The organism is Shimwellia blattae DSM 4481 = NBRC 105725, from assembly GCF_000262305.1.
Taxonomy (GTDB): domain Bacteria; phylum Pseudomonadota; class Gammaproteobacteria; order Enterobacterales; family Enterobacteriaceae; genus Shimwellia; species Shimwellia blattae.
This window is the reverse complement of sequence record NC_017910.1, coordinates 755,779-780,838: the sequence shown is the minus strand read 5'-3', so window position 1 is coordinate 780,838 and position 25,060 is coordinate 755,779. Positions and strand designations below refer to the sequence as shown.

Below are 25,060 nucleotides of genomic sequence, written 5' to 3'. Positions count from 1 at the left end.
CGGGAAACCGGTGCCTGTTAACGTAAAGGCCGCTAACTTACCCGGGCAACAGGCGCGCCAGCCCGTCCATCGCCTGCTCCAGATACTCCCGCGGGCAGCCCAGATTCAGGCGGATAAACCCCTGGCCCCGGGGGCCAAAACTGCTGCCCATCGACGGTACAATCCCCGCCTGCTCAACCATGGCCTGCTTCAGGGCGCTGTCCTCCAGCCCCAGGGCGCGGCAGTCCATCCAGATAAGATAGGTGGCCTGGGCGGGAGTCACCCGCGCCCAGGGCAGACGCTGCGCCGCCTGCTCGCAGAACCAGCGCCGGTTATCCGCCAGATACGCCAGCAGCTGATCCAGCCAGGGCTCCCCGTGCTGCCACGCGGCGGTGGCCGCCGTCAGGGAGAGGGCGTTAAATACATCCAGCCCGTGGGCGTTCAGCCGCTGCTGAAAAGCGTTGCGCAGCCCCTCATCGGGGATGAGGAAATTCGCTATCCGCAGGGAAGATAAACCGAATGTTTTACTGGCCGAGGTGGCGCAAATCACCCGGGAATGCCAGCGCTCCCCCAGTGCCAGCAGCGAGGTAAACCGCGCCCCGGGCAGCAGCAAATCGGCCCAGATCTCATCAGAAATCAGGGTGACATCATAGCGCTCACACAGCAAAAGCAGCCGGGTGAGCTCATCCTCAGACCAGCAGCGGCCGGTGGGATTATGGGGGTTACACAGGATCATCAGCGGCACCCGCTGCTGGCGAAACAGCGCCTCAAGGGCCCCGGTGTCCATCCGGTAGATGCCATCCTCCCCCTGCACCAGCGGGTTTTCCAGCAACTGGCGCTGATTAAGCTGCACCACATTCCCGAAAGAGCCATACCAGGGCCCCTGCACCACCACCCCTTCACCCGGGCGGGTAAGCATCTGGACCAGCAGCGCCAGGCCCGGCACCACCCCTTCCACACTGGTAAACCACTCGCGCGCTACCGACAATCCGTGGCGGCGGGCAAACCAGTCTGTGGCCGCCTGGTAGTAGGCGTCGTCACGGTCGCTGTAGCCAAAGACCCCGTGCCGGATACGCTGCTCCAGGGCGGTGCGCACCGCAGGCGGGCAGAGAAAGTCAAAATCCGAAACCCACATGGGCAGCAATTCGCCCCGGGGGTTATCCACCACCCGCTCCATAAAGTCCCACTTTACTGAAGCGGTTCCCCGGCGCACTACCGGCTGTTCAAAATCCGTTACCGTCATCATCACTGTCCTTATTGTTCCCGGGCGACCAGCGGGGCCGCATCCGGCACGGCCTGTGCTTTATCCGTTGCCGGTAAGCGGGCAATACCAAAACCGGTCACCCCGTAAATCAGTGCAAAGAAGATGGCCGCATAGCACTGCACCGCCCAGGGCAGCAGATCCAGCGTGCTGACCCCAAGCGTGGTGGCCATATACACCCCGGCAGAGGTCCAGGGCAGCAGCGGCTCAATCACCGTGCCCGCATCTTCAATGGTGCGCGACAGGTTTTTCGTATCCAGCCCCATCCGCCGGTAGGCATCTTTAAACAGCTCCGCCGGCACCAGCAGCGCCAGCTTACCGTCGCTGGTAGCACCGGTAACCAGAATCGTGGTGCCGATGGTTGCCGCAATCAGCCCGCCCACACTGCGGATAACCGTCAGCAACCGGCTGATAATAATGTTCAGCGCACCGGTCAGGGTCAGAGCCCCGGCAAACGAGAAGGCGCAGAACACCAGCAGAATGGTACTCATCATGGAGAACATGCCCCCGCGGTTCAGCAGGCGCGGCACATCAGCGATAATCGCGTCCGTTTCCCCGGGGAACATGGTGATACTGAAACCATCCATAAATGCATCCAGCCCCTGGCGCAGGCTCAGCCCCTGCAACGCCACCCCGAGAATAATCGCCAGCACACAGGCGCTGAGCATCAGCGGGATCACCGGCTTTTTACGGATAGCCCCCCACAGTACCAGCACCGGCGGCAGCAACAGCACAATATTAAAGTAATACAGCCCCTCCAGTGCGCTGACGATATCCGTCACCCGCTGCGGGGTTGCCACATCACCGATCATGCCGCTGTGCCCGGCCACCAGATAGACCACCGCCGCCAGCAAAAAACTCGGGATAGTGGTGTACAGCAGGTGCTGAATATGTTCAAACAGGGTGGTATCTGCCACGATCGCGGCAAAGTTTGTGGAGTCTGACAGGGGGGAGATCTTATCCCCGAAGTAGGCGCCGGAGACCACCGCGCCTGCGGCGGCGGCCAGTGAAACGTCCAGCCCTGCTGCGACCCCCATCAGCGCGACCCCGACCGTACCGGCAGAGCCCCAGGAGGTGCCGGTACAGACAGAGACCACACTGGTCAGAAAGAAGGCGGCAATCAGAATATATTGCGGGCTTATCAGCTTCAGCCCCCAGTACACCATATAGGGAATGGTGCCGCTGAACATCCAGGTGCCGATAAGCCCGCCCACACAAATCAGGATCATGATAACCGGCATCGCTTTCGCCAGCTTACCGACCACCGAATCGATAATGTCGTCCCAGCGGTAGCCCTGCCACCAGGCGATGCCCGCCGCTACGGCCGCGGCGCACAGTAACAGTGGCTCTATCCGCAACCCCATAACGCCATAGCCGACAATCAGCAAACCAAGCATGGCGGCAATGGGCACCAGGGCCACGCCAAACGAGAGCGTTTTTTTATCGTGTTGTGTCGCATTCATGATGGAACTCCAGGTTATGTCGTGCCCACAGGGTAGTGAGTCCTTTCAGCGGCAAATGTGATCCCCTGTGGGCCGCCATGTAACCGCATACATGGCAGCGAAAATTGCGAAGGGCGTCACGCTATTTCCGGTTGCCATGGGCCAGTGTCACCACCGAATCGCGGAGCACCAGCTCTGCGCAAAACCCGTTGTGCCCGGGCTTTGGTGTCCCGTTGTCCGCCAGCTGAAGCGCCAGTTGGGTCGCCCGGCGGGCCATACGCTCGACCGGGTAATGTACCGTGGTCAGGGCCGGGTACAGGTAGCGGGCCAGTACCACATCATCAAACCCCACCAGGGAGAGCTGCTGCGGCAGCTGCACCCCGTGCTGGTGCAGCACCCGCATGATCCCGGCGGCCATTACATCGTTAAAGGTGAACACTGCGCTAAAGGGGGACGGGCTCTCCAGCAGTTGCCGGGCCGCCCGTTCGCCGCCCTCTTCATTAAAGGGGACGCTTATCACCCAGCCGGGCTGCGGGGTGACCCCCGCCTCCCGCAGCGCCTGCTGATACCCGGCCAGGCGCTGCTGGCGGTCATCAATGGGCAGATCCGCGGTCACACAGGCGATGCAGCGGTGGCCCCGATCCAGCAGGTGGCGGGTCGCTTTGTAGGCGGCGTTGCGATTGTCCAGCCAGACACAGCGGTGGGACAAGGCGGCAATATAGCGGTTGACCACCACCATCGCCGGGGTGTGGGCGGCGTAACGCAGCAGCTCATCGTCTGCCAGTCGGCTGGCGTGCACCACTATCGCCTCGCAGCCCTGGTTAATCAGAAAGTCGAGCCCGGCCTTTTCCATACTGGCCTGGTGGCCCCCGCTGCTGACCATCAGGCGTACCCCCTGGCTGCGGGCAACCTCTTCCACCCCCCGGGCCAGGCGGGCAAAGAACGGATCGGCCAGATTCCCGGTCAGCAGCCCCAGCATGGCACCGCTGCGGGTCGCCAGCGCCATGGCGGCGGCGTTGCGCCGGTAGTTCAGCTCGCGCATGGCTTTCTCAACCCGCTCGCGGGTGGCGGGCTCCACCCAGGCATTCTGGTTTATCACCCGCGAGACGGTCGCGGTTGAGACCCCGGCCAGGGCGGCAACATCTTTCATGGTTGGCATACAGGTTTCCGTCACTAAGGCTCCGGGAACCAGATACTGGGGAGGATATTTTTTGTGTCAACTGCCCGCACTACAGGCAGTGATCCGCCAGGCAAAACGCGCGGACATCCACGGGGAAATATTCCTGCCTGCCGGATAGTGGCATACCAAAAATTTGATCAACCCGTCATTTGGTTGACCAATTCAGCAAAGTTGGTTGACAACTTTTTTAAATTGGTTGATGTTAGACCCCATTCGCGGCACCCACTATGCTTAAGCGGGTATACCGCCCCCATTACCTGGTCTCTGGCACGTTCCGGAGGCATCACTGAAGAAGGAAGGCAAGATGAAACAAACCTGGCGCTGGTATGGTCCTAACGATCCCGTCACACTGTCTGATGTTCGTCAGGCTGGTGCTACCGGCGTAGTTACCGCCCTGCACCATATCCCTAACGGTGAAGTCTGGTCCGTTGAGGAGATCATGAAGCGTAAGGCCATTGTTGAGGCCGCAGGCCTTGAGTGGTCAGTGGTGGAAAGCGTGCCTATCCATGAAGACATCAAAACCCACAGCGGCCAGTATGATCTGTGGATCCAGAACTACCAGCAGACCCTGCGTAACCTGGCCCAGTGTGGGATCCACACCGTGTGCTACAACTTCATGCCGGTGCTGGACTGGACCCGTACCGACCTGGCATACCAGTTGCCGGATGGCTCCAGAGCCCTGCGCTTTGACCAGATCGAATTTGCCGCTTTTGAGCTGCACATTCTGAAACGCCCGGGTGCCGAAGCGGACTACACCGCAGAAGAGATTGCCCAGGCCGCTGAGCGCTTCGCCGCCATGAGCGAAGAGGACATTGCCCGCCTGACCCGCAACATTATCGCCGGTCTGCCGGGTGCCGAAGAGGGCTACACCCTCGATCAGTTCCGCGCACACCTGAACCGTTATAAAGATATCGACAAAGCCAAACTGCGGGAAAACTTCGCCTACTTCCTGAAAGCGATTACCGCCGTGGCCGATGAAGTGGGTGTGCGTATGGCGGTTCACCCGGATGATCCGCCGCGCCCGATCCTCGGCCTGCCGCGTATTGTCTCCACCATTGAAGATATGCAGTGGATGGTCGACACGGTGAACAGCCAGGCAAACGGCTTCACCATGTGCACCGGCTCTTACGGGGTGCGTGCCGACAACGACCTGGTCGATATGATCAAGCAGTTCGGCCCGCGGATTTACTTTACGCACCTGCGCTCTACCCTGCGTGAGGATAACCCGAAAACCTTCCATGAAGCGGCGCACCTGATGGGCGACGTGGATATGTATGAAGTGGTGAAAGCCATTGTTGAGGAAGAGCACCGCCGTGAAAAAGCCGGTAACCCGGACCTTATCCCGATGCGCCCTGACCATGGGCATCAGATGCTTGATGATCTGAAAAAGAAAACCAACCCGGGCTACTCCGCCATTGGCCGCCTGAAAGGCCTGGCCGAAGTGCGCGGTGTTGAGCTGGCTATCCAGCGCGCTTTCTTCAGCAAATAAGCTCTGCGGGGGCCACGCCCCCGCTTTCTGTCTCCCCTTTACTTTATTTTCGTGACTGTCCTGATGTACGGGCAGGGGCGAAACTCAGGAGTTTGTCATGGTACAGAACGTCGCTAACGCTACTCTTTCCGTTGCCCGCCCCCAGTGGGACAACAGCCGTCTGGTCTCCCGTATTGTTCACCTGGGCTGTGGCGCTTTTCACCGCGCTCACCAGGCGTTGTATACCCACCGCCTGCTGGAAACCACCGACAGTGACTGGGGTTACTGCGAAGTGAACCTGATGCCCGGTAACGATGCCCGGCTGATCCAGGCCCTGAAAGACCAGAATATGCTGTATACCGTGGCCGAGCGCGGTGCCGAAAGCACAGCGCTGAAAGTGATTGGCTCCATGAAAGAGGCTCTGCACCCGGAATTTGACGGCTGCGACGGGATCCTCAACGCCATGGCGCGCCCGGAAACCGCCATTGTCTCCCTGACGGTAACCGAAAAAGGCTACTGCATTGATGCCGCCAGCAGCCAGCTGGATCTCAACAACAGCTTTATTCAGCACGACCTGGCTCACCCGCAGCAGCCGAAGTCCGCCATTGGTTATATTGTTGAAGCCCTCGCCATGCGCCGGGAACGGGGACTGCCGGGCTTTACCGTGATGTCCTGCGATAACCTGCGCGAAAACGGCCACGCGGCCAAAGCGGCGGTACTCGGCCTGGCGCAGGCCCGGGATCCGGCTCTGGCGGCCTGGATTGCCGGACATGTAACCTTCCCGTGCACCATGGTTGACCGTATCGTACCGGCCGTGACTGAAGAGTCCCTGCAGCAGGTGGCCGATCAGCTGGGCGTGTTTGACCCCTGCGCTATCGCCTGCGAGCCGTTTATCCAGTGGGTAATTGAAGATAACTTCGTCAATGGCCGCCCGGACTGGGATAAAGCCGGTGCACAGTTTGTGGCCGACGTAGTGCCCTTTGAGATGATGAAACTGCGCATGCTTAACGGCAGCCACTCTTTCCTCGCCTATCTGGGTTACCTGGGCGGTTATGAGACCATCTCCGATACCATGACCAACCCGGCCTATCGCAAGGCGGCCCGCGCGCTGATGCTTAACGAACAGGCGCCAACCCTCTCCATGCCGCAGGGCACTGATCTGGTCGGTTATGCTGATTTACTGATTGAGCGCTACACCAACCCGTCTTTGCGCCACCGCACCTGGCAGATTGCCATGGACGGTAGCCAGAAGCTCCCTCAGCGCATGCTGGATCCGGTGCGTATTCACCTGAAAAACGGTGATGACTTCCGCCACCTGACCCTGGGGGTTGCCGGCTGGATGCGCTATGTCAGCGGTGTTGATGAGCAGGGTAACGCGATTGATGTGGTCGACCCGCTGGCGGCACGCTACCGGGAAATCCACCAGCAGTATCAGGAGCCGGAAGCCCGGGTCCGCGCTTTGCTGGCCATTGAAACTATCTTCAGCAAGGATTTACCGGCGAATGCGCAGTTTGTAGCCGCAGTGACCCACGCATATCTGGATCTGCTGAAAAACGGTGCCCGCGCCACGGTAGAAGCCCTGGCGTAATCACCCTGACCAGTGCCCGGCCTGTGCCGGGTGCCGGTGGTCTTATCCGGTGTGGCGGGCGCCCTCATGGCAATACCCGCCGCCCGGTGCTATAGTCCGGCCCCGCCCTGCCCTTCGTTAACCAGGTGACGCCATCATGAAACCCTCCACACCTCAACAACGCCCTTATCAGGAAGTCGGCGCCTTGCTGCGTGCGATGATCATCGATAAAGCCTACCGGACAGGCGATCGTCTGCCGCCCGAGCGCGAAATTGCCGAGCTGTTAGCGGTCAGCCGTACGGTGGTGCGCGAAGCGCTGATTATGCTGGAGCTGGAAGGGATTATTGATGTCCGGCGCGGAGCCGGGATTTATATTACCCGGCTCCCGACAGACCCGGCCGGAAGCCCGGCCCGGACCACGGCCCCCCAGTGCAATAATGCCGGGCCCTTTGAACTGCTCCAGGCCCGCCAGTTACTGGAGAGCAACATCGCCGAATTTGCCGCCCTGCAGGCCACCCGCGACGATATTATGAAAATGCGCGCCGCCCTGCATATGCAGCAACAGGATCTGGCCTCAGACAGCCACGAAGAGGGTGACCAGGCCTTCCACCTGGCCATTGCCGAAGCGACCCACAACACCATGCTGGTGGAGCTGTTTAAGCAGTCCTGGCAGTGGCGGGAGAATAACCCCATGTGGATCCAGCTACATCGCCACCTGAAAGATACCCAATACCGCAAGGAGTGGCTGGTCGACCACCAGCAGATCCTGGCCGCGCTTATCAAAAAAGATGCCCGGGCCGCCCGGCTGGCCATGTGGCAGCACCTGGAGAATGTGAAAAACCGCCTGCTGGCCATGTCGGACGTGGACGATATTAATTTTGACGGCTATCTGTTCGAGTCCTGGCCGCCGACCATCCGCCAGGAGTGACTGTCCGGCCCTTCCGGGCCGGAATCCTGCCCCTTACCAGCGCAGTTCGACCCGGAATCCCCCCTGATCTGCGTGACTGAACTGCGCACGCATCCCGTGTAGCGCGGCAATGCGCTGCACAATCGACAGCCCCAGACCGCTGCCGGTCTTCTCCTGGCCGGGCGGGCGGAAAAAGCGCTCCCCAATGCGTTGCAGGTGCTCATCGCTGACGCCGGGACCGTTGTCCTCCACACTGAAATAATCCGTATCCAGGGTAATGCGCACCGTGCTGCCGCGCGGGCTGTAGCGGATGGCGTTATCCAGCAGGTTACGCACCAGCAGCGCCATCAGCAGCGGCTGAGCCCGGCGCGGCGGCGGCGCCTGGCGGATATCCAGCACCAGCTCCACCCCGCTGGCCCGCGCCTTGTGGTAGTTATCCATAATGCCGGTTTGCAGCACATCCTGCAGGGCAATATCCTGCACATCTTCCAGCCCGGAGAGGGAATCCAGCCGGGATAAGGTCAGCAGCTGATCCACCAGGCGCGTGGCGCGATCGATCCCCTCACTCAGGTTCGCCAGCGCGTGCTCACGCATTACGGCCTCATCACCGGCCAGCTGGGCGACATCTGTCTGTACTTTCAGCGCCGCCAGCGGGCTGCGCAGCTCGTGGGCCGCATCAGAGGTAAAGCGCCGCTCCCGCACCAGCATCTCCCCGGTCCGGGTAAACAGGCTGTTGAGCGCCTCGACCAGCGGCAGCACTTCACCGGGCAGCGGCAGCGGGGGCAGCGGGCTCTGGTCATCGGGCTGGCGCATACGCAGGCGGATGACCAGCCGCTTGAGGGGGGCAAACTCCCGGTTGATTAGCCAGATAATCAGGATAATCATCACCGGCAGGGCCACCAGCCAGGGCACCAGCTGGGCCTGGACAATATCGATGGCCATATCTTCGCGATACTCCCACTCCTGGCCAACAACTACCCGGTATTTGCCGTCCGGGGTGGTGAGCCACAGCATGCGCCAGGCGTCGTTGTCATCGCGCAGTTTGCCCTCGGTAAAGCCGTCACGCCGGTAGTGCCAGGGAATATCCGGGCCGTTGTCCCCGTCGTTCAGGACCATCTGCCCGTCACGGGTAAAAATGGCGAATGCCAGGGCATCGTCGTCAAACTCACCGCGGCTGTGGCGCACCATTTTCTTACTGCGCGGCAGCTCCGGGTTATGCTGGTTAAGCCCGCCGATATCCAGCGCCGTGAGCCGTTTGGCAAACTGCATTTGCTGGGAGTCGAAAAGCTCATCAATGTTCTTCCGGGTCTGGTTCCACGCCAGAAAACTGGCCCCACTCCAGGCCAGGGTGACCAGCAGAATAAACCCGATAATTAAACGCAGCCGCAGGCTACGCGTCAGCGCGGTCATTCATCCTCTCCCAGGGTGTAGCCGATACCGTACACGGTGCGGATAAACCCGCTGCCAAACTTCTTACGCAGATGGTGGATATGCACCTCAACCGCGTTACTGGAGACATCATCATTCCAGGCATAGATTTTTTCTTCGATAAGCGCCCGGGGCAGCACCCGCCCGGCATTGCGCATCAGCAGCTCCAGCAGCGCCAGCTCTTTGGGCTTCAGGTGGACCGGCTGCCCGGCGCAGGTTACCGTCATGCTTGCGGGATCCAGGGCTATCTGGCCGTGGGTTAACAGGGCCTGCACCTGCCCGTGGCGGCGGCGAATCAGCGCCTGCAGGCGGGCGGCCACCTCAATCAGCGCAAAGGGTTTGCACAGGTAGTCATCCGCCCCCTGCTGTAAGCCATCTACCCGCTGCTCCAGTGCATCCCGGGCGGTGAGGATCAGCACCGGTTCATCGTGCCCGTTTTTGCGCCAGCTGCGTAAAATGTCCAGCCCGTCCATCCCCGGCAGGCTGAGATCAAGCACCACCGCATCATAGGGGGCCGCATCCAGGGCATTCAGCCCCTGTTTGCCCTCACTGAACCAGTCAACACTGAACCCCATTTTTACCAGGCCGGCTTTGATACCGTCGCCGATCAACTTGTCATCTTCAATGAGCAGCACGCGCATGGTCATATCTCTTGTAGTGTGTTCTGTTGGGCTCTATCTAACCCTCTGCCCCGGGCTTTGTACAGCAGATTACCCGCCGGATGCCCGGGATCCTGCAGTTTTAAAAAACAAACTCCCCCTGGCCGGATACTTAAGATTCTGTTAAGAACTCTCTGGTGTAATCCACTCCACAGCAACAATATACCGATTACAGATTCCGGGACTTACCGGAAAGCGAGAGGAAAATACTGATGAAAAGAACAGCTGCTTTATTTGCCATTCTGGCAGTAGCCAGTGCCCCGGTTCTGGCACAAAACGGTGGTTTTGTTGATCCGAACGCACCCGCAACCCAGACGACCCACAGCCAGACCACCGGGGGCTTTAACGGCCCCAGCGCCGGGCTGATGACCGTCGAAAAAGCCAAAACCATGAGCGACGACACCTGGGTAACGCTGAAGGGCAATATTGAACAGCGCATTGGCGGCGATGACTATATCTTCCGCGATGCCACCGGCACGATAAATGTCGATATCGACCAGAAACGCTGGAACGGCCAGACCATCACCCCGAAAGATACCGTTGAGTTACAGGGTGAAATTGATAAGGACTGGAACTCTGTTGAGCTGGATGTGAAAAAAGTCACCAAAGTGCAGTAATCTGCCGATAGCCGCCGGAGCCCCCCTCCGGCGGTGCCTTTTGTGTGCCCCGCCTTACGCCCGGGCACATTAAATGCGTATTCCCTTCCCCCCTTCGCTGTGGGTGTTACACTGGCATTAACAGCGACTATCAGAGGAGTTCAGCTTATCCAGGCATCCGCGGCCATTACGCCACGCCGCTTACTGCTTATTATCAGGAGGCATTATGAACGCTGAATCATTCAGTATTGGTGCCGATCATACCCGGTTTACCGGGCCTGCCGTCACGCTGCCCGTGGGGTATCGCTCTCTCAGTGCACGCTATTTTCATCACTCGCTTCCCCTGGCCACTGAAGTGGAAAAAGCCCGCCGTGACATTGACAAGGCTATCCGGGCGGCCCCTCAGCTACATAACAGCACCCTGCGCTTTAATTGTGCGGACCATTTTCTCAAAGAGATTGCCTCCGTTGCGGGCGAGTCAGCCCGTCTTACCCGCCAGAATATTGAGCAGGTTTTTAACCGGGTGGCCGCCGTGGCCGCCGGTAGCCAGCGCCTGCCGGGGGAGTTCCCCACCGATGGCGAATTTATCGGCTACCTGCTTATCCTGCGGACACTGTCTGAGCAGCTCAATATTCAGGATATCCGCCTGACCCTGAAACGCCCCGACTTCGCCATATAGCCCCCGCAAAGGGGGCCCGAATGCCAGCGGCAGTCGTCAACCGGAATCTTCCTGAGGGGGGCGGAAAAAACAGGCGAAATGTTGATCCAGTAACGGTTTTTCCTGAGAAAAAAACCAGACAACGGCAGGCCGGATCGCCTATGGTTACGCTGTTTGCATACGGGTTGTCAGCCCTGACGGCCCGTTGTTTGTTTTTTGCTACGAGGCGCCGCGGACTTGCCCGCTGCGCAGCACTGACCTGACAGGATTTTATATGTTGTATGTTTTTGGCCACCTGAACCCCGATACCGATAGCATCTGCTCTGCCATTGTGGCGGCTGACTGGCTGGCGTTTCGCGGTAAGAAGAGCCAGGCGTTTCGTCTGGGCGAGATCAACCCGGAGACCCGTTTTGTCCTGGCGCAGGCGGGCGTAAAAGCGCCGGCGCTGCTCACCGACGATCTCACCGATCGCGATGTCTGGCTGGTGGATTTCAGTGAATTTGAGCAGGGGCCTGCGACCCTGGCTGATGCCCAGATCCGCGGGATCATCGATCACCACCGCCTGGGTACCGTCATGACCAAAGAGCCGGCGGATATCTGTGTGAAACCGCTGGGCTGCTGCTGCACCGTACTGTGGCAGCAAATTATGCTGGAATCCGATATGCCAGTTTCCAACACGCAGGCCATTCTGATGCTGGGCGCCATTCTGAGCGATACCGTTGCGCTGACCTCGTCTACCACCACAGATCTGGATCGCCAGGCGGTGGATGTGCTGTTTGCCATTGCCAGCATTGATCGCGCCACCTTTACCCGCCAGCTGCTGGATGCCAAGACCGATCTCAGCGATTACACCCCGACAGAGCTGCTGGATAAAGACGCGAAAAACTACCAGTTTGATGACCAGACCGTCAAAGTCGCCCAGCTGGAGATCACCAGCCATAACGCCAACAGCGAGCAGATGCAGCAGACTGTCCGCGCCCTGAAACAGAGCGCCCAGCCAACCGTGCTGATGCTGACTGAAATCGACACCGCCACTTCCCGCCTGTACTACTCCTGGGAAAGTGCTGACCAGCCGGTCGTGCTGAAAAACGCCATGAGCCGTAAAAAAGACGCGCTGCCGTGGCTGACAGAAAATCAGCCCTGGAAACACCAGCGCTGATTTCCCCGGCGGGTGGCCCAGGCTGCCCGCCAGCTATCCCCCCTACTCCAGCGTGACAGCGCAGCTCTCCAGCATCTCCAGCGTTAACTCAGGGATCGTGCCATCGGTAATAATGGCGTCAAAATCCTGCAGGGCGGCCACCGGGTGCAGGGAGAATTTATTGAACTTGTGGCCTTCGGCAATCAGGTATTTTCTGGCGCTGTGGGCCAGCACCTGCTGTTTTAACCGTGCGTTATCCACATGGGGGGCAGTAACACCGTGGACCAGATCAAAACAGTTGGTTGAGATAAAGGCGACATCAAACCGGTATTGCGCCAGCTGGGATAGCGCCTCCGGGCCGGTGGTAAAATCGCAGTTACGCTCCATGCTGCCGCCAATAAGCACAGTGCGGTTAAAGTCTTTCATTAGCGAGGCGATTTTGAGGTCTATCGTCACCACGGTAATACTGCACTGGCAAATGGCCTCGGCTAGCAGCAGTGCGGTTTCGCCGCTATCAAGATAGACAAGGTCACCCGGGGTAACCTTGCCCGCCGCACGCGTGATAAGGTGAGGATCAACCGCATTTCTGTTGTGGTTACGGTGGCTGACAAAGGCATCAATCTCCACACCACCGTGCACTTTCTTTATATTGGAATACATGGCAGACAGCGCGGCAAGATTACGCCGCACGGTACTGCCGGATATATTTAACCGCTCGCTAATTTCGCGCACGCTTAATGATGTGTTCTCATACAGGAGCTGCAAAATCTTTCGCTGATGCCGGAGCGTCTGATTATGTGATGACATGCTCCCCCCTGAATATTTAGCGGTGATATTCTTTTCGGAAAAATTCAATAACGTTCACTATAGCATCATCATCGCCATGGCTACCAGCCTTGGTGGCAATAAACACCCGGCCGACACCGTCAAGATAACCTACCGGAATACAAGGTAATATTTCACCTTTTATGGTGTAGCTTTTACTGCCCAGCGCCGCAGCACAGGAGATGGCAATATCCCCGCCGGTAAAAAGCACCCCGGATAACTGGCACCGGTGAATAATGGATGAGGCCAGATTACCTAAAAATCCGGAAATATAGTCAGCAAATTCAGAGCGCGACATTTCATATAATTTACAGTTGGCATCAATGTTAAACCGCTCTGCGGCTGATTTTGACGACTGTATAATACAGTTTTCACCTTTATTCAGAATACCGAGAATATCAGTAACACACTGATCCATATAATCAAGGTTGGTCATGATCTCCCTGATGTCGACAAAATACACCGTCGCCACGCCCTCTTCTGCTGCCCGGGCGATCTGGTTAATGGTCACCGGGCTGATACTCCCGGCCACCACCAGGCTTGGGTAGTCTGGCTTTTTAAGGTACATCCCCGCAGGCAGGTGCGCGGCCAGCCCGGATGAGCCAATCAGAATCCCCCCATCCAGGGTGGCCGCCAGGGTGTTACCGATACGGGCCAGGTCATCATTCGTGGCCGCATCCACGACAATAATCACCTTATTCTCCGGGTGCGCCCGGGCCTGACAAATGGCCGCCGCCAGCCCTGCGGCATCCACACACTGCACCGGCAGCGCGGACTGGCAGGCAATAATCTCAGCGATGGAATCACTGACCACCGGCGTTTTGGGATCGGTGGCAAACTCGCTGCGGGTAACCCCCTGGCCACGGTACAGGCACTTCCCCTTTTCCACGGTGCGCTGCTTATCCGGCAGCGCGCTGCACAGCACGGCAAAATGAAACGGCGTACTGCCAAGCAGTGCGTCAATTTCCGCGCCAATATTCCCCCGGAAGGTGGCGTCTATTTTTTTATAAATAAACGTGGCGTTATCAATCGCGCAATGGGTGGTGACGCTGGTAATCACCTGTTTTGCCATATCGGGCGGCATACTGCGGCTGTCGGTATTGTAAACCGTAATATCACTTTGGGTTTCGGTATGGGTTTTATCCAGAGAGACGCTCACACTGCACCCCTGGTTGAAAAACTGCATACCGGTGTCGTTCGCACCTGTAAAATCATCAGCAATAACGATAAATTTGCTCATATACATCACCTGAATATTAACGTTTTAAAGGTGGGAAAACCCTTTTAACACAATGACAGCACCGAGAATCAGAATGGTAAAGTTCATGATTTTCTTCACATCGATATTTTTTTGCTGCACGTAATCGAAGAAATACATCCCGATAAATCCGCCAATCAGCATTCCGGGAATCGACCAGGCGGTGATAACGCCAACATCGTGGGTAATTACCCCGTTACTGAACAGTTTGAAGATAACGGTCAGCATCGCCATAAAGAAGTAGAAGTTAGTGGTGGCTTTTATCCGGTTCGCGTTATCTTTCAGGCAGTTCATGTAGGTAATGATCGGCGGACCAGACTCCCCGGCACTCGCGCCCAGCACCCCGGATAACAGCCCGCAGGTTATCGCCGAAGGCAAGCCGCCTTTCACGCGGATAGGCCGGTTAATCAACGTCGAGCCGCCAACAAGGATGAGCACCGCCCCCATGGCCAGCAGAATATATGCGGAGTTAACATTTTTAAGTAACTCGCCGCCAAACTGGATACCGACAATCGCCGGGATATAAAGAATAAAGGCCAGTTTGTAATTAATATACTGGCGCATCTTAATACAGACCGGAATAGTAATCAGCCAGCCAAAAACGGTGGCTATCGGTATCGCCATTTTGACATCCAGGAATAAAGACAGAAGTGGCACCGAAACCATTCCCAGCCCGAAGCCAACCATCCCCTGAACAAAGCCACCCAGAAATAGGGTTCCGGCGGCACATGCAATTAATAGTAGTGGCATATCTCTTCCCCTTGGTTAATTTTCATCATCATAACAATCCGGGGAGTCCGGGTAGTTGATCGACCAACAGGCAGATGAGCAGACAGGTGATAGTGATATTCCCGTCACAGAAGAATAAAAATACGCCCTGTTCGCGTGACTGGTTTCACAAATTAACCGGCCATATCCGCTGAATATTCACTTTTCATTAAATTCCTGGCGGGTAATGACCAGGATATAGTCTTATTTACGCGGCAAATGCGCAGATAGCGGCTGATATAAATTGCCGGGCGCCAGAAACAGGAAGGGGGGCTAATGCCCCCCTGTGTGGTTTACCTTCGGGTATCCGCCGTTACGCGACCGGTTTTACGTGGATCCGCGCGACCGATTCATCTTCCGCCCAGTAGATACGCTCAGCGACCATGGCATCCGGGTTCAGGGTTACCCCGTCCAGCACCCGCTGTTTAAAGCGCAGGTATCCGCCCTTGTCGATTAAGTGCCCCATGTGCAGGTACACCGGTTTGCCGTCAAGCATCTCTTTTTCAAATTCAAACAGGTTAACAATCACCTGGCGGATAACATCTTCAGTGACCCAGTTAAGGAAAATTTTCCCCACTCGCGGGGTTTTCTTACTGGTGCGGCCCCCCAGGCGAACCTGCCAGAGCTGCTCTGGTCTGCGCTGCCAGGCCAGGGTCGGGCAGGCCAGCACACACTCGCCACAGCCAATACAGGCAGAGGCTTCCTTCACCGCTTTGCCGTTTTTCAGCGCCAGGCAGTTAACCGCATGGTGGCTACAGGCTTTAACGCACGCCCCGCAGCCGATACAGCGATCCGCGTGGAACTGCATTTTCGCCACGCCAATAATGCCCAGATCCGCCATTGACGCCTTCGCACAGTCATTCGGGCAACCGGCAATCACAATTTTCAGGTGGTAGTCGCTGGGGTAGACCAGCTTTTCCAGCCGGTAAGCCAGGCCGGTGGTGTCCGTATTGCCCTTCTGGCAGATGCGGTTCCCCTGGCAGGCCACAATATTCCGCCCGCCAATGGCCTGATAACCCGCTTTAGGATCGGCGACGTCGACCTCGCAGAGCTCCATTTCGATTTCGCGGATAAACGGCTCCAGCGCCGCGTTCACCTTGTCCACATCTTCATAGCGGATGCCGGGCATCGCCAGCTTTTGCCGGGTGGTCAGGTGGATTTGCCCGTTACCGTAGGTCTCGGCGATATCGCGGGCAACGGTCAGCAGGTGGGCAGGCAGGATCCCCCCCGGGATACGCACGCTGACCATCGCCTCGCCGCGTACTTTCGACAGGCGATATTCGTTCTTCGCCCGGGCTTTAATAATATCAACATCAATGCTCATGGCGTGCTCCTCAGTCCGCGAATGCCTGCGCGGTGGCGTAGTTAAATACCGGGCCATCAACACACACGTAGATATCCCCCATACGGCAATGGCCACATTTCCCTACTGAGCAGGCCATCCGGCGTTCGTAGTCCACCCAGATCTGCTCTGCGGTTAACCCCTTCTCCAGCAGCATTTGTACGGTAAATTTAATCATCACCGGCGGCCCCACCACGATGGCCTGCATCGTTTCCGGCGAGCGCAGCACCAGCTCCTGTAACCGGTCGGTTACCCGGCCAATCTGGTACGCGTCGCTGGCTTCGCCTTCGTCGAGGGTGAGGATCAGGTTATGTTTGCCCGACCAGCCGGCCATCTCCTCTTTATAAAGCACGCAGTCGCGGTTTTTATAACCCAGGATCATATCCATGCTGGCAATTTCATCCGGGTGTTCAACGAAATAGCGCATCAGCCCTTTGACCGGCGCAACCCCGGTGCCCCCGGCCACAATCAGCAGCGGCTTGTGTTTAAAAGCATCCAGGGGGTAGCCATGGCCGTAACAACCACGCAGCCAGACATTGTCGCCCTCTTTGAGGGTAAACAGCGCGTTAGTCACCTGGCCCACTTTGCGGATCAGCAGATCCATCCAGCCTTCGCCGCAGTCCGAAACGGAAATCGGCGCCTCACCCACGCCAGGCAGGGAGACTTCAACAAATTGCCCCAGTTGCGCCGGGTAATCCACCGCAACGCGGAAGTTCCACTCAAGAGGGGTATGCCGGGTAATAGAGAGAATACGGTGCACAGCGGGCAACAGGCTGTGCTGCTTGTGAGACTGACAGGAACAGTGCGACATAAATCAGGCTTCCTTATCCACAGACTGGCGGACTGCGTCAGTCATCTTGTTGATAATAAGAGAGAACTTAATGTACTGAGGGCAACGATCGTCGCAGCGTCCACAGCCCACACACATGTGTTCAATGCCGTTGCGGGACTTGTAATCGTTCACTTTATGCAGTGCGCGGTAGCGCAACCGCTCCCCCGCTTTCTCCCTGAAGCCGTGCCCCCCTGCCATATCGCTAAAGCCGGGAACCACACAGCTGGCCCACTGGCGGCGGCGCTCGCCGCGCTGTGGGTTTTCTTCATAGGCCACATCAAAGACGCTGTAGCAGGTGCAGGTAGGGCAGCTGACAGTGCAGCGCCCGCAGCTGATGCAGCGCTTATGGTATTCCTCCCACAGGGGGTGATTGATCAGAATCTCGCGGATTTTTTGCGGGTCATCGCACTGGCTATCCGGGGTGGCGACCTTCACCGGGTTTTCGCTGACAAACCCGGGGGTGTAGTCAACCGGCTCCCCAAGCCCGGCCAGCGCCTCTTCCAGGAAGGTGTCATTCAGGCTGACGCTTGCGCCTGCGTCACTAAAGCGCATCGCCGCACTGTAGTTGTCGGTCTTATTGGTCCCCATGGATACGCAAAAGCAGTTTTCAAAACTCGCTTCACACTCCATTAAAATGATGTGAATATGTTCGCGAATACGCTGGTAACTGTAATCGGAATTATTCCCATTCGTTAAATACATATAATCAAGACGGGAAAGCGCATTAATATCGCAGGCGCGGGCAAAAATAACTACCGGCGTGGTGTCGACATCGGCTATCTGGATAGTGTCTTTATTAAAGTAGAAAAGGGTCTCAGTGATTGGGGCGAGGATCGTATTGGGCGACATATGGGATTTTTCTTTCCATACCAGCTCTCCCCAGTCGCTAATCTCATGATAAATAACATTATCTGTATCAGAAAACCGCCCGCCGCGAAACTCTGCTGAAGGGGCAAAAACACGCTGATTTTTGCTCAGCCGCCGGATAAGCACATTAAACTCTTCCGGCGTTATTTTAATAGCCATGGTTCACTCCGTGACAATTTTTAAAAGATATTCATCTTTTAGCAGGGTAACATTCGCCACCGGGTGCCGGTTAATATAAAAAAATGGTTCTGCATACCACTAAAACAATTAACCAGAAAATAATTACCGGTCATAAAAAATATAAAGTGATGGCTATCATAAAATTCCGACAGTCACAGGATAAAAATCCGGGCCAGATCAAATTATAAATAAAGATAAAAAGTGCCGGGTAAATGCTCATGGCTGCCGGTAAGCCCCCCCGGATAAGCAGTTTGTGAGCCTTCGCCCAATAACGCTATCCCGCCCGGTCAGCTTCTTCTCATATTGATAGTGATCAAAAAGAATCATACCGTCTGGTCGGTATGATTTCGCCATGACCACGGAAACCCAGCACCGTAAAAAAGACCCTATCCGCCTGCACCGCCAGTTGCTTGAGTCCGCAGCACTGATTGCCGGGCGCGACGGTATTGCCGCGCTCTCGCTCAATGCTGTCGCCCGCGAGGCCGGGGTCAGTAAGGGCGGGCTTTTGTACCACTTTCCGAATAAACAGGCGCTGATCTTCGCCCTGTTCACCCGGCTGCTGGACATTATGGAGCAGGCGATAGGCGAGCTGATGGCCGCCGACAACATCACTCACGGGCGCTTTACCCGCGCCTATTTACGCTATCTCTCCAACCCGGCGCTCACCGGCACCCACGAAAGCCGCCAGCTGATGGTACTGTCGCTGGCCATGCCAGACGAGCCGGTACTGCGCAAATGCTGGCGCGACTGGATGCTGGGGCACCTGGCCCGGGGGGATGCACTCGACAACGGCCCGACCGGCACCCTGGTGCGCTATGCCGCCGATGGTATCTGGTTATCAGAGCTCACCGAAGGACGCACGATGAGCCGTGAACACCGCCAGTCACTGGTGAATAATCTGACAAAAATGACGCTTCCCACGTGAAGCACGTAGATTGAGGCCGCGATGCGCTACAACATCAATGCCCGTCTTATTTATGATGCAACGGACGGCACACTGACGCTACCTGACAGCGATGAACCGGATAGCCAGCTATCCATCACTGCCAGCGCACTACTCTATTTTTTCCTGCGCCACACCGGCGTTGTCAGCCGCGATGAGGTGCTGAAAAAAGTCTGGGACGATAACGGGCTGACCTCTTCCAACAGCAATCTCAACCAGTATCTGAGCATGCTGCGAAAAACCTTCCGCCACTACGATATCGATAACATTATCGTCACCGTGTCGCGCGGCATGCTGCAACTCAACCAGGATCTCAGCATCGAAATACTGGCCGACGCGCCGCCTGCCCCTGTGGCCCCGGCCGCCCCGGCTGCCCCGCCAGAGCCGCTGGTGGCGCAAGACGCAGCAGAACCCCGGACACCGCCCGCCGCCCGCTGGCACTCCCGCGCCAGGTGCTGGTATCTCGCCGGTGGCTGCCTGCTGATCATGGCGTTGCTGCTGGTGGTGTTTACGCTTGTCAGCGCACGGGTGGCGCGCCCTATCAGCCTGACACACATCAGCCACAGCCAGTGCGAGCTACAGGCCAGTGACGAGATGCTGCGCTCAGTCTCAGCCAATGCTTACGTCAGGAATTTTGACCAGGTGCGCCAGCGCCTGCGCATCGGCGGCAGGCCCGGGGAGCGTTTCGTCTTCTTCTACGGCGACCGGCTGGAGACCAACGGCCTTGGCCGGGTGTTCCTCGCCCACTGCGCCATGCACGAAGACAACCCGTTTAGCTATTGCGATAACTACTTTTACTATGCCTGGAAGCCGCAATGAAATTAGCCCCCCGCTCCTTTTTCGCCCTTTCTGCCCTGGTGTTTATCGCCGCGGCCAGCTTCAGCGCCTGGCGCCTGCTGCCGGACCCGAGCGATGGCGCAATGAGCTGCTCCACCAAAGCCATCATGCGTTTTGAAGACATGGGGAAAGAGAACGTCAACGGCAATATCCATTTCAGCTTCGGCGCCAGCGGCCACGGCTCCATGGTGGTGGAAGGCTATACCGACTCTGCCGCCGGTCACCGCTATTTGCAGCGCTACGTGCAGTTCGACTACAGCAGCAAACGTATCTCCGCGACCGAGCGCCACTACCGCATCAGGAAGTGGGCGTCCAGCGCCTCGTCAATTGACGAATCACCCGATGTCATCTTCGACTACTTCATGCGCGAGATGTCCGACAGCCACGACGGTCTGTTCCTTAACGCGCAAAAGCTTAACGACAAGGCCATCCTGTTAAGCTCCATCAATTCGCCACTCTATATCTGCACCCTGAAATCCGGCAGCACCCTCGATTAACCCCGCCAGCCCCCGGCGGGGAAAATGAGTCCCCGCTCACACTGCGCTTTTCCCTGCTATTTTCCCCGGGAGGAAAGCGCACGTTTTGCATTTAGCCCTGCACCGCAAAACATGACCATAACCACACTTATCTGGCGGGTATGTTACGCCACTTCGGCAATAAATTAGCATCCCGTTAACATTACTTCCCCGTTCGTAAAACGCCTGAAAAAACGCCTTATCGCCACACAAATACCATCCGCAAAAACAGCACAGACACATAAATACAGCGCTAAAAATGGCTAAATTTCAGAATTAAAATCTAAAACAGTGCCGTTTACGGATTTATATTTCACTTCACCCGCCATCCCCTATAGTGAATTCCGAACGCCGCTTCCGCGTGTTGATGCCGTTACGCGGACGGTTTTCCCGAACCACAAAACCTGTTCTGGAGGAAATCACGATGGGTGATGCATTGGGGCTTATCGAAACCAAAGGTCTGGTGGCCTGTATTGAGGCGGCAGACGCCATGTGTAAAGCCGCCAACGTCGAACTGATCGGCTATGAAAACGTCGGCTCCGGCCTGGTCACCGCCATGGTGAAGGGCGACGTCGGCGCAGTGAAAGCGGCCGTGGATTCCGGGGTGGAATCTGCCCAGCGCATTGGCGAGGTGGTGACCTCACTGGTGATTGCGCGTCCGCATAACGACATCAACAAAATCGTCATTAAACACAAGGCCTGAGGGCCAGGAGAACACAAATGGGTGATGCATTAGGTCTGATTGAAACCAAAGGTCTGGTGGCCTGTATTGAAGCGGCAGATGCCATGTGTAAAGCCGCCAATGTGGAGCTTATCGGCTATGAAAACGTCGGCTCCGGCCTGGTCACCGCCATGGTGAAAGGCGATGTCGGCGCGGTGAAAGCGGCGGTGGATTCCGGGGTGGAATCAGCCCAGCGCATTGGCGAAGTGGTGACCTCACTGGTTATCGCCCGCCCGCACAACGACATCAACAAAATCGTCTCGCATTACAAAATTGCCGACTAACGGAGAAACCTGATGAAAGAAGCGCTTGGTCTTATCGAAACCAAAGGTCTGGTGGCCTGTATTGAAGCCGCAGACGCCATGTGTAAAGCCGCCAATGTGGAGCTTATCGGCTATGAAAATGTCGGCTCCGGCCTGGTCACCGCCATGGTGAAAGGCGATGTCGGTGCGGTGAACGCCGCGGTGGATTCCGGCGTGGAAGCGGCGAAACGCATTGGCGAAGTCGTCACCTCCCGCGTCATTGCGCGCCCGCATAACGATATCGAAAAAATCGCGGCGCAGCACAAAGCATGACCTGACAGGGCACGCCCCGTCCCCACTCTTTTCGTCTGATGAAGGATAGACTCATGATTGAACTGGATAACGATTTGCAGTCCCGGCAGAACGCGCGGGAACTGGTGCGCAACGCCAAAAAGGCGCAGGCGATTCTGGCCACCTTTTCGCAGCAGCAAATCGACGCCATCGTGAAAAACGTGGCCCAGGAAGCAGCGCACCACGCCGAAGCGCTGGCGAAAATGGCCGCGGAAGAGACAGGTTTTGGCAACTGGCAGGACAAAGTGCTGAAAAACCGCTTCGCGTCGCTGCGCGTCTACGACGCCATCAAAGATATCAAGACCGTAGGCATCATTCATGACGACCCGGTAAAAAAAGTGATGGATGTGGGCGTGCCGCTGGGCGTGATTTGTGCGCTGGTCCCCTCAACAAATCCGACCTCCACCGTTATCTACAAAGCGCTGATTGCCCTCAAAGCCGGTAATGCGATTATCTTCTCGCCGCACCCGGGGGCGCGCCAGTGCAGCCTGAAAGCGATTGAAATCGTCAAACGCGCAGCCCAGGCGGCAGGCGCACCGGCAGGCAGCGTAGACGGCATCACCCAGTTGACGCTCGATGCCACCTCCGAACTGATGCACAGCAAAGACGTCTCGCTGATCCTCGCCACCGGCGGTGAAGGCATGGTGCGCGCGGCTTATGCCTCCGGCACCCCGACCATCAGCGGAGGCCCGGGTAACGGCCCGGCGTTTATTGAGCGCAGCGCCGATATTCACCAGGCGGTGAAAGATATCGTCACCAGCAAAACCTTCGATAACGGCGTTATCTGCGCCTCTGAGCAGTCGGTCATTGTGGAGCGCTGCATTTACGACGAAGTACACCGGGAGCTGGAAGCCCAGGGCGTTTACTTCATGAACGACGACGAGGCGGCGAAAATGGCGGCACTGCTGCTGCGCGCCAACGGCACCATCAACCCGCAAGTGGTGGGCAAAACCGCGCTGCACCTGAGCCAGATGGCGGGCTTTAGTGTCCCGGCCAGCACCAGAGTGCTGATCGCCAGGCAGTCCACCGTATCCCCGAAAAACCCCTACTCGCGTGAAAAACTGTGCCCGGTACTCGGCCTGTATGTGGAAGAGGACTGGAAAGCCGCCTGCCACCGCGTGGTAGAGCTGCTGACCAATGAAGGGCTCGGCCATACCCTGGTGATCCACACCCGCAACCAGGACGTTATCCGCCAGTTCTGCCTTGAAAAACCGGTCAACCGCATTCTGATCAATACCCCGGCAGCGCTGGGCGGGATTGGCGCGACCACCAACATCTCCCCGGCGCTCACCCTCGGCTGTGGTGCGGTAGGCGGTGGCTCAAGCTCAGACAACGTCGGCCCGCTGAACCTGCTCAATATCCGCAAAGTGGGCTACGGGGTGCGCTCGGTTGATGAGCTGCGCGCACCAGGCAGCCGCCCGGAGCCCCAGCCCGCCATGGCCGCCCCGGCACATTGCCCGCAGCCCAGCATTCTTGATGACGCGCGCTTCACGGCCCCGATCAGCGCCGCCACCGGCAGCGATGACCGCTTCGCCACAGCAGGCGCCGCCACTGAGGCGACAAACGACATCAACGAGCAAAACGTGGAACGTGTTATCCGCCAGGTACTGGAACGCCTTGGTAAATAACACCCTGATATAAGGCGATAAAACAATGATTCTCGCAAAGGTAACCGGCCATGTGGTCGCCACGCAAAAGTGCGATGAACTGCGCGGCAGCAACCTGCTGTTAGTCACCCGGTTAGATGACAACCAGCAGCCGATGAAAGACCAGACCTGGGTCGCCGTCGACAGCGTTGGCGCAGGAATGCACGACATCGTGCTGGCGGAGGAGTATTTCGCGCTCAATAAAGACCGCTACAAGGCGATGTCGGTGGTCGCCATTGTCGAGAACGTGTTTCGGGACGCCTGAGGAGTGAATAACCCCATGAGTGAATTTTTACTAAAACCACGGATTTGCTTCGGCCAGGACGCCCTCTCGGTGCTGAACGAGCTCTCCGCCCGCAACGTGCTGCTGGTGACCGATCAGGCCATGGTGAAATTTGGCCTTGCCGGGCGCGTAACGGCCCTGCTGAGCGCACGCGGCATCGCCTGGCAAGTCTGGGACGATGTGGTGGCAGATCCGGATATCGCCACCGTGGTACGCGGCATGACGCTGATGGACAGCCACTACCCGGATCTGGTTATCGCACTCGGCGGCGGCTCGGTTATCGACGCGGCCAAAGCGGTTATTTTCACCCTGGCGCAAACCCGCCCCCGTGAGGATCGCCCGCGCCCCGGCTTCGTGGCTATCCCCACCACCAGCGGCACCGGCTCGGAAGTCACGGCCTTTTCGGTTGTGAAAGCCGGGGCGGAAAAACTGGTCCTGGTGGATCCCTCACTGCTGCCGGATATCGCCATTCTCGACCCGACGCTGGTGGCCTCTGTGCCACCGGCCATCACGGCCGACACCGGTATGGATGTGCTGTGCCACGCCCTGGAAGCCTACGTTTCCCGCGCGGCCAGCGACTTTTCCGACGCGCTGGCAGAGAGCGTTGTCCAGCAGGTATTCCGCTATCTGCCCGCCTGCTGGCGTAACGGCCGCGACCTGCAGGCCCGCGAAAAAATGCATAACGCCTCCTGCATGGCGGGTATCGCGTTTACCAACGCGTCGCTGGGGATCACCCACAGCCTGGCCCACGCCCTGGGCGGGGTATTTCGCGTGCCCCACGGCCGCGCCAACGCCCTGCTGATGGCAGAAGTGGTGGCATGGAACGCCGATTTCCACGGCCAGTGCGACACCCCGGCGGCACACAAATATGCCCGTCTGGCCCACCTGCTGGCGCTGCCCGCCAGCACGCCGCGCCAGGGGGTCGCCAGCCTGCTGGTCGCCATTCAGGCCTTAAAAGAGACCCTTGAGATGCCGGCGACCCTTGCCGACACCGGCATTGACGCGGCGGAGTTCAACCGCCGCCTGCCAGAGATGACAGGCCAGGCGCTGCGGGACAGCTGCACCCCGACCAACCCACGCACGCCAGACGCCAACGCCTTAACCGGGCTTTATCGCCAGGCCTGGTCCGGCACCCCCGTACAGGGCCACTGACAACAAGATTTGGAG

Annotated in this window: 26 protein-coding genes; 15 read left to right on the top strand and 11 right to left on the bottom strand. The window is 57.9% G+C overall.

Annotated elements, in window-relative coordinates; translation table 11 throughout:
* Positions 1–37: 37 nt before the first annotated feature.
* From EBL_RS03695 to EBL_RS03685, 3 genes are all read right to left on the bottom strand, one after another.
* Positions 38–1,225, bottom strand: coding sequence for a MalY/PatB family protein (locus tag EBL_RS03695; RefSeq protein ID WP_014715840.1), 1,188 nt, complete (start codon positions 1,223–1,225; stop codon positions 38–40).
* Positions 1,226–1,233: 8 nt separating this feature from the next.
* Positions 1,234–2,703, bottom strand: a complete 1,470-nt coding sequence (gene nhaC, locus EBL_RS03690) for a Na+/H+ antiporter NhaC (protein ID WP_002442265.1) — start codon at positions 2,701–2,703, stop codon at positions 1,234–1,236.
* A gap of 121 nt (positions 2,704–2,824) precedes the next feature.
* Positions 2,825–3,841, bottom strand: coding sequence for a LacI family DNA-binding transcriptional regulator (locus tag EBL_RS03685; RefSeq protein WP_002442263.1), 1,017 nt, complete (start codon positions 3,839–3,841; stop codon positions 2,825–2,827).
* Positions 3,842–4,166: 325 nt separating this feature from the next.
* On the opposite strand from EBL_RS03685, the gene uxuA reads away from it, so the two are divergent.
* The 3 genes from uxuA to EBL_RS03670 all read left to right on the top strand — a co-directional run bounded on the left by uxuA (position 4,167) and on the right by EBL_RS03670 (position 7,825).
* A complete protein-coding gene (uxuA, locus tag EBL_RS03680; RefSeq protein WP_002442261.1) occupies positions 4,167–5,351 on the top strand; it encodes a mannonate dehydratase in 1,185 nt (394 codons plus the stop codon).
* A 97-nt stretch (positions 5,352–5,448) separates the two neighbouring features.
* A complete protein-coding gene (locus EBL_RS03675; protein WP_002442259.1) occupies positions 5,449–6,918 on the top strand; it encodes a fructuronate reductase in 1,470 nt (489 codons plus the stop codon).
* Between the two features lie 136 nt (positions 6,919–7,054).
* Positions 7,055–7,825 (top strand): FCD domain-containing protein, encoded by a 771-nt coding sequence (locus tag EBL_RS03670; protein WP_002442257.1) that lies wholly within the window; start codon positions 7,055–7,057, stop codon positions 7,823–7,825.
* Between the two features lie 33 nt (positions 7,826–7,858).
* On the opposite strand, the gene qseC is transcribed toward EBL_RS03670, so the two are convergent.
* Positions 7,859–9,214 (bottom strand): quorum sensing histidine kinase QseC, encoded by a 1,356-nt coding sequence (gene qseC, locus EBL_RS03665; RefSeq protein WP_002442254.1) that lies wholly within the window; start codon positions 9,212–9,214, stop codon positions 7,859–7,861.
* Positions 9,211–9,873: a quorum sensing response regulator transcription factor QseB gene (gene qseB, locus EBL_RS03660; RefSeq protein ID WP_002442253.1), complete on the bottom strand. Its 663-nt coding sequence runs from the start codon at positions 9,871–9,873 to the stop codon at positions 9,211–9,213. The genes qseC and qseB overlap by 4 nt, the downstream gene beginning before the upstream one ends.
* A gap of 230 nt (positions 9,874–10,103) precedes the next feature.
* On the opposite strand from qseB, the gene EBL_RS03655 reads away from it, so the two are divergent.
* The 3 genes from EBL_RS03655 to EBL_RS03645 all read left to right on the top strand — a co-directional run bounded on the left by EBL_RS03655 (position 10,104) and on the right by EBL_RS03645 (position 12,304).
* Positions 10,104–10,508 (top strand): YgiW/YdeI family stress tolerance OB fold protein, encoded by a 405-nt coding sequence (locus EBL_RS03655; RefSeq protein ID WP_002442251.1) that lies wholly within the window; start codon positions 10,104–10,106, stop codon positions 10,506–10,508.
* A gap of 205 nt (positions 10,509–10,713) precedes the next feature.
* Positions 10,714–11,166: a hypothetical protein gene (locus tag EBL_RS03650; RefSeq protein ID WP_002442249.1), complete on the top strand. Its 453-nt coding sequence runs from the start codon at positions 10,714–10,716 to the stop codon at positions 11,164–11,166.
* Between the two features lie 253 nt (positions 11,167–11,419).
* Complete coding sequence (locus tag EBL_RS03645; RefSeq protein ID WP_002442247.1) at positions 11,420–12,304, top strand: DHHA2 domain-containing protein; 885 nt, start codon at positions 11,420–11,422, stop codon at positions 12,302–12,304.
* A 42-nt stretch (positions 12,305–12,346) separates the two neighbouring features.
* Here the strand turns inward: EBL_RS03645 and EBL_RS03640 are convergent, their stop codons facing one another.
* The 6 genes from EBL_RS03640 to asrA all read right to left on the bottom strand — a co-directional run bounded on the left by EBL_RS03640 (position 12,347) and on the right by asrA (position 18,334).
* Positions 12,347–13,090 carry a DeoR/GlpR family DNA-binding transcription regulator gene (locus EBL_RS03640; protein WP_014715838.1) on the bottom strand — a complete coding sequence of 248 codons (744 nt, stop codon included), beginning with the start codon at positions 13,088–13,090 and terminating at the stop codon, positions 12,347–12,349.
* A 16-nt stretch (positions 13,091–13,106) separates the two neighbouring features.
* Positions 13,107–14,348: a four-carbon acid sugar kinase family protein gene (locus EBL_RS03635; RefSeq protein ID WP_002442244.1), complete on the bottom strand. Its 1,242-nt coding sequence runs from the start codon at positions 14,346–14,348 to the stop codon at positions 13,107–13,109.
* A 24-nt stretch (positions 14,349–14,372) separates the two neighbouring features.
* A complete protein-coding gene (locus EBL_RS03630) occupies positions 14,373–15,116 on the bottom strand; it encodes a sulfite exporter TauE/SafE family protein (RefSeq protein WP_002442242.1) in 744 nt (247 codons plus the stop codon).
* A 331-nt stretch (positions 15,117–15,447) separates the two neighbouring features.
* Positions 15,448–16,458 carry a sulfite reductase subunit C gene (gene asrC, locus EBL_RS03625; protein WP_002442241.1) on the bottom strand — a complete coding sequence of 337 codons (1,011 nt, stop codon included), beginning with the start codon at positions 16,456–16,458 and terminating at the stop codon, positions 15,448–15,450.
* Positions 16,459–16,468: 10 nt separating this feature from the next.
* Positions 16,469–17,287, bottom strand: coding sequence for an anaerobic sulfite reductase subunit AsrB (gene asrB, locus EBL_RS03620; protein WP_002442239.1), 819 nt, complete (start codon positions 17,285–17,287; stop codon positions 16,469–16,471).
* A 3-nt stretch (positions 17,288–17,290) separates the two neighbouring features.
* Positions 17,291–18,334, bottom strand: coding sequence for an anaerobic sulfite reductase subunit AsrA (asrA, locus tag EBL_RS03615; protein WP_002442237.1), 1,044 nt, complete (start codon positions 18,332–18,334; stop codon positions 17,291–17,293).
* Between the two features lie 373 nt (positions 18,335–18,707).
* Here asrA and EBL_RS03610 point away from each other — a divergent pair, with 373 nt between their 5' ends.
* From EBL_RS03610 to EBL_RS03570, 9 genes are all read left to right on the top strand, one after another.
* Entirely contained in the window at positions 18,708–19,280 is a 573-nt protein-coding gene (locus EBL_RS03610; RefSeq protein WP_002442236.1) for a TetR/AcrR family transcriptional regulator, read from the top strand.
* Between the two features lie 21 nt (positions 19,281–19,301).
* The gene (locus EBL_RS03605; RefSeq protein WP_002442233.1) at positions 19,302–20,117 is read left to right on the top strand and encodes a winged helix-turn-helix domain-containing protein; all 816 of its coding nucleotides are present in this window, start codon (positions 19,302–19,304) and stop codon (positions 20,115–20,117) included.
* Positions 20,114–20,632, top strand: coding sequence for a FidL-like protein (locus EBL_RS03600; RefSeq protein WP_002442231.1), 519 nt, complete (start codon positions 20,114–20,116; stop codon positions 20,630–20,632). The genes EBL_RS03605 and EBL_RS03600 overlap by 4 nt, the downstream gene beginning before the upstream one ends.
* Positions 20,633–21,074: 442 nt before the next feature.
* Positions 21,075–21,353 carry a BMC domain-containing protein gene (locus EBL_RS03595; protein ID WP_001540796.1) on the top strand — a complete coding sequence of 93 codons (279 nt, stop codon included), beginning with the start codon at positions 21,075–21,077 and terminating at the stop codon, positions 21,351–21,353.
* A gap of 17 nt (positions 21,354–21,370) precedes the next feature.
* Complete coding sequence (locus tag EBL_RS03590; protein ID WP_002442227.1) at positions 21,371–21,655, top strand: BMC domain-containing protein; 285 nt, start codon at positions 21,371–21,373, stop codon at positions 21,653–21,655.
* A gap of 12 nt (positions 21,656–21,667) precedes the next feature.
* Positions 21,668–21,946, top strand: coding sequence for a BMC domain-containing protein (locus EBL_RS03585; RefSeq protein WP_002442217.1), 279 nt, complete (start codon positions 21,668–21,670; stop codon positions 21,944–21,946).
* Positions 21,947–21,999: 53 nt separating this feature from the next.
* Entirely contained in the window at positions 22,000–23,592 is a 1,593-nt protein-coding gene (locus EBL_RS03580) for an acetaldehyde dehydrogenase (acetylating) (RefSeq protein WP_002442205.1), read from the top strand.
* A 25-nt stretch (positions 23,593–23,617) separates the two neighbouring features.
* Entirely contained in the window at positions 23,618–23,875 is a 258-nt protein-coding gene (locus tag EBL_RS03575) for a EutN/CcmL family microcompartment protein (RefSeq protein WP_002442204.1), read from the top strand.
* Positions 23,876–23,890: 15 nt separating this feature from the next.
* Positions 23,891–25,045, top strand: coding sequence for a 1-propanol dehydrogenase PduQ (locus EBL_RS03570; RefSeq protein WP_002442202.1), 1,155 nt, complete (start codon positions 23,891–23,893; stop codon positions 25,043–25,045).
* The last annotated feature ends 15 nt before the right edge of the window (positions 25,046–25,060 follow it).

Bases quoted from the DNA above. Each gene is read 5' to 3' on its own strand.
- EBL_RS03695 (WP_014715840.1), bottom strand. From the start codon at position 1,225: ATGATGACGGTAACGGATTTTGAACAGCCGGTAGTGCGCCGGGGAACC.
- nhaC (WP_002442265.1), bottom strand. From the start codon at position 2,703: ATGAATGCGACACAACACGATAAAAAAACGCTCTCGTTTGGCGTGGCC.
- EBL_RS03685 (WP_002442263.1), bottom strand. From the start codon at position 3,841: ATGCCAACCATGAAAGATGTTGCCGCCCTGGCCGGGGTCTCAACCGCG.
- uxuA (WP_002442261.1), top strand. From the start codon at position 4,167: ATGAAACAAACCTGGCGCTGGTATGGTCCTAACGATCCCGTCACACTG.
- EBL_RS03675 (WP_002442259.1), top strand. From the start codon at position 5,449: ATGGTACAGAACGTCGCTAACGCTACTCTTTCCGTTGCCCGCCCCCAG.
- EBL_RS03670 (WP_002442257.1), top strand. From the start codon at position 7,055: ATGAAACCCTCCACACCTCAACAACGCCCTTATCAGGAAGTCGGCGCC.
- qseC (WP_002442254.1), bottom strand. From the start codon at position 9,214: ATGACCGCGCTGACGCGTAGCCTGCGGCTGCGTTTAATTATCGGGTTT.
- qseB (WP_002442253.1), bottom strand. From the start codon at position 9,873: ATGCGCGTGCTGCTCATTGAAGATGACAAGTTGATCGGCGACGGTATC.
- EBL_RS03655 (WP_002442251.1), top strand. From the start codon at position 10,104: ATGAAAAGAACAGCTGCTTTATTTGCCATTCTGGCAGTAGCCAGTGCC.
- EBL_RS03650 (WP_002442249.1), top strand. From the start codon at position 10,714: ATGAACGCTGAATCATTCAGTATTGGTGCCGATCATACCCGGTTTACC.
- EBL_RS03645 (WP_002442247.1), top strand. From the start codon at position 11,420: ATGTTGTATGTTTTTGGCCACCTGAACCCCGATACCGATAGCATCTGC.
- EBL_RS03640 (WP_014715838.1), bottom strand. From the start codon at position 13,090: ATGTCATCACATAATCAGACGCTCCGGCATCAGCGAAAGATTTTGCAG.
- EBL_RS03635 (WP_002442244.1), bottom strand. From the start codon at position 14,348: ATGAGCAAATTTATCGTTATTGCTGATGATTTTACAGGTGCGAACGAC.
- EBL_RS03630 (WP_002442242.1), bottom strand. From the start codon at position 15,116: ATGCCACTACTATTAATTGCATGTGCCGCCGGAACCCTATTTCTGGGT.
- asrC (WP_002442241.1), bottom strand. From the start codon at position 16,458: ATGAGCATTGATGTTGATATTATTAAAGCCCGGGCGAAGAACGAATAT.
- asrB (WP_002442239.1), bottom strand. From the start codon at position 17,287: ATGTCGCACTGTTCCTGTCAGTCTCACAAGCAGCACAGCCTGTTGCCC.
- asrA (WP_002442237.1), bottom strand. From the start codon at position 18,334: ATGGCTATTAAAATAACGCCGGAAGAGTTTAATGTGCTTATCCGGCGG.
- EBL_RS03610 (WP_002442236.1), top strand. From the start codon at position 18,708: ATGACCACGGAAACCCAGCACCGTAAAAAAGACCCTATCCGCCTGCAC.
- EBL_RS03605 (WP_002442233.1), top strand. From the start codon at position 19,302: ATGCGCTACAACATCAATGCCCGTCTTATTTATGATGCAACGGACGGC.
- EBL_RS03600 (WP_002442231.1), top strand. From the start codon at position 20,114: ATGAAATTAGCCCCCCGCTCCTTTTTCGCCCTTTCTGCCCTGGTGTTT.
- EBL_RS03595 (WP_001540796.1), top strand. From the start codon at position 21,075: ATGGGTGATGCATTGGGGCTTATCGAAACCAAAGGTCTGGTGGCCTGT.
- EBL_RS03590 (WP_002442227.1), top strand. From the start codon at position 21,371: ATGGGTGATGCATTAGGTCTGATTGAAACCAAAGGTCTGGTGGCCTGT.
- EBL_RS03585 (WP_002442217.1), top strand. From the start codon at position 21,668: ATGAAAGAAGCGCTTGGTCTTATCGAAACCAAAGGTCTGGTGGCCTGT.
- EBL_RS03580 (WP_002442205.1), top strand. From the start codon at position 22,000: ATGATTGAACTGGATAACGATTTGCAGTCCCGGCAGAACGCGCGGGAA.
- EBL_RS03575 (WP_002442204.1), top strand. From the start codon at position 23,618: ATGATTCTCGCAAAGGTAACCGGCCATGTGGTCGCCACGCAAAAGTGC.
- EBL_RS03570 (WP_002442202.1), top strand. From the start codon at position 23,891: ATGAGTGAATTTTTACTAAAACCACGGATTTGCTTCGGCCAGGACGCC.